At 47.3% G+C, this 2,503-nt stretch carries 4 protein-coding genes; 3 read left to right on the forward strand and 1 reads right to left on the reverse strand.

Annotated elements, in window-relative coordinates; genetic code table 11:
* The coding region (locus tag KB557_RS10655) for a Bax inhibitor-1 family protein (RefSeq protein WP_255134038.1) at nt 1–600 on the forward strand (600 nt) is incomplete at its 5' end.
* Between the two features lie 15 nt (nt 601–615).
* Here the strand turns inward: KB557_RS10655 and KB557_RS10660 are convergent.
* On the reverse strand, nt 616–1,116 hold the full coding sequence (locus KB557_RS10660) for a hypothetical protein (protein WP_255134040.1): 501 nt from the start codon (nt 1,114–1,116) through the stop codon (nt 616–618).
* A gap of 73 nt (nt 1,117–1,189) precedes the next feature.
* On the opposite strand from KB557_RS10660, the gene era reads away from it, so the two are divergent.
* Nucleotides 1,190–2,128: a GTPase Era gene (gene era / locus KB557_RS10665; protein ID WP_255134043.1), complete on the forward strand. Its 939-nt coding sequence runs from the start codon at nt 1,190–1,192 to the stop codon at nt 2,126–2,128.
* A 57-nt stretch (nt 2,129–2,185) separates the two neighbouring features.
* The coding region (locus KB557_RS10670) for a PhoD-like phosphatase N-terminal domain-containing protein (RefSeq protein ID WP_255134045.1) at nt 2,186–2,503 on the forward strand (318 nt) is incomplete at its 3' end.

The following is a 2,503-nucleotide window of genomic DNA, read 5'->3' on the forward strand; positions in this document are numbered from 1 at the left end:
GGTTTAACAATGATTGCAACACCAATCTTTATGCCCCTGTTTTGGGTGGCATTGATTGGTAATTTTGTTCTATTTTTTGTAGCTCAAAATGTAGCACTTAAAGGCAACAACGCCACTGCACTGCCCCTTTTGGCGGTTTACAGCTTGGTAACTGGGTTCACTTTAAGTGGCCTTGTATCTATGGCGATCAGCAGCCCTGCAGGTGTTGGCGGAGTAGCAATTGCTGCCCTAGCAACCGGGATCACATTTGTGATCGCTTCTGTTGTGGGCCGCCGCATGAGCGACAGCGTTGGCCAAGCCCTCACAGCGGTGGTGGGCTTAGGCATTGTTGGCCTGTTAATTGCGATGTTGGTGCAATTTATTGGAGGTATATTTGCCCCTGGAATGTTTATGGGCGGTGGTTTTGAATTAATGATTGCCGGTTTTGGTACGGTGATCTTTATTGGTGCAGCATTTGTTGATTTCTATACAATGCCGCGCACTTACAATGATGATCAATATCTAGCAGGTGCATTGGGCATGTATCTAACTTATGTAAACTTATTTATTTTCATCCTGCGTTTAATCATTGCCATTAACGGTGGTAGCCGCCGGGATTGATTTAATCTTAGTTTGTTAATCAGCTACTGATAACACGGCCGCCTTAATGGCGGCTTTTTGTTCGGCGTCGTATTGCCAACGATCCAAAAAAGCAACATCGCTACCAATACCATCTGTGGCAGCAAGCAAAGTTTCAAGCCTAATTTTTACCGCTCCAGATTCTAGATTTTGCAGCAATTCTCGGCTGCGGCGTTGCACTCTTTCTGAACCTAAGCATTGATCTTCTGCGCCAACACGCCGGTGATAAACAGCCATAGCGGTGCTCATCGCTAAATTACGGGCCGTTAAATCCACCACTTCTTCCCCTGCAGCCCTGAGGGCAATCAGTAATGGTTCAGGTAATCGATCCATCAATGGATTTTCTGCTGGCAAACTCACCACAAAGAAACCGCGGGCGCCATCACGGCTTGTGAGCAACTGCGCAACCTTATCTGCCAGCACCTCATCGCTGAGATCGCCCTGCTCCCAGGTGCCACACCAGAGGGCTGCTGCTTCCATTGCTGCTTCAAAACTCATCGCAAAAGCTAAAACTATTCACCAAGGTTATGGGGTTTAAGCACTGCCTTGCTCAAGCCAGCACACTAGGTAGATGCAGATTCCAATACCGGCAACAGAAGATGTGCTTTGGAGCCCAACGCCAGAGGGCTTTCGCTCGGGATTTGTTGCCTTGATCGGGAGGCCCAATGTGGGTAAATCCACCTTGTTAAACCAATTGGTGGGCGAAAAAGTAGCGATCACTTCACCGGTAGCCCAAACCACCCGAAATCGCCTTAGGGCAATTCTCACAACCGCCACCGCGCAGCTTGTATTACTAGACACGCCTGGAATTCACAAACCGCATCACCTGCTAGGTGAAAGGCTTGTGCAAACCGCACGCAACAGCATTGGCGAAGTGGATGTGGTGCTTGCTTTGATGGATGGCAGTGTGCCGCTTGGCCGCGGTGATCAGTTTGTGCTTGATTTACTAAAACAAATACGTCAACCGGTATTACTGGGTCTAAATAAACAAGATCTTGTTAATCCAGAAGAACAACAAGAATTATTTAATAGCTATCAAGATGCTTTACCAGAAGCGCCATTATTACCATTTAGCGCCACTACAGGCGATGGCTGCAGTGCCTTGGTGGAAGCATTAGAACCATTGCTGCCCCTAGGGACAATGTTATATCCAGCTGGCACAATCAGCGATCAGCCAGAAAAACTGCTGTTGGCAGAACTAATACGCGAACAGGTTTTGCATCTAACCAGGGAGGAAATTCCCCATTCGGTAGCAGTGCAGATCGAACGGTTAGAGGAAGATGGCCCCCGCACCGCAATTCTTGCCACCGTAATGGTGGAACGAAGCAGCCAAAAGGGAATACTTATCGGCAAAGGCGGTGCCATGCTCAAAGCAATCGGCACCGGAGCCCGGCTGCAGATGCAAAAAGTATTTGATGGGCCGATATATCTAGAATTATTCGTGAAGGTGGTGCCCCATTGGCGCCAAAAACCAGGTCGCTTAGCTGAACTTGGCTATCAAGGGGAATAAGGGGGCGGGGCACCAGAAAACCCATAACCAAAAAATAATACGCTCTTAAACAAAGCATTGCCGCTTCATATTGCTATCAAAACCATTGAGGATTGTAATAGCAAAACTGTCATTATATTCATGACTTCATCGGTCCCAGCTCCGTTCAGTCACGGTATTGCTTCTGGAGATCCCTATAAAGATTCAGTCATATTATGGACCCGTTTAAATCCAGCTCTAATAACTGGAGCGTCTACAAATGTCAATTGGGAAGTATCAACAACAAGCGACTTTAAGGAAGCCAATATAATAAAGAAAGGAGTTGTATCAACAAGCGCGGATCGTGACTGGACAGTGAAGGCGGAAGCGGAGGGCTTAAATGCAGGTACTAAATAT

This window comes from Synechococcus sp. Cruz CV12-2-Slac-r, assembly GCF_024346075.1.
Taxonomy (GTDB): Bacteria; Cyanobacteriota; Cyanobacteriia; order PCC-6307; family Cyanobiaceae; genus Synechococcus_D.

Coding starts and splice junctions, on each gene's coding strand:
- KB557_RS10660 (WP_255134040.1), bottom strand. CDS start 1,116: ATGAGTTTTGAAGCAGCAATGGAAGCAGCAGCCCTCTGGTGTGGCACC.
- era (WP_255134043.1), top strand. CDS start 1,190: ATGCAGATTCCAATACCGGCAACAGAAGATGTGCTTTGGAGCCCAACG.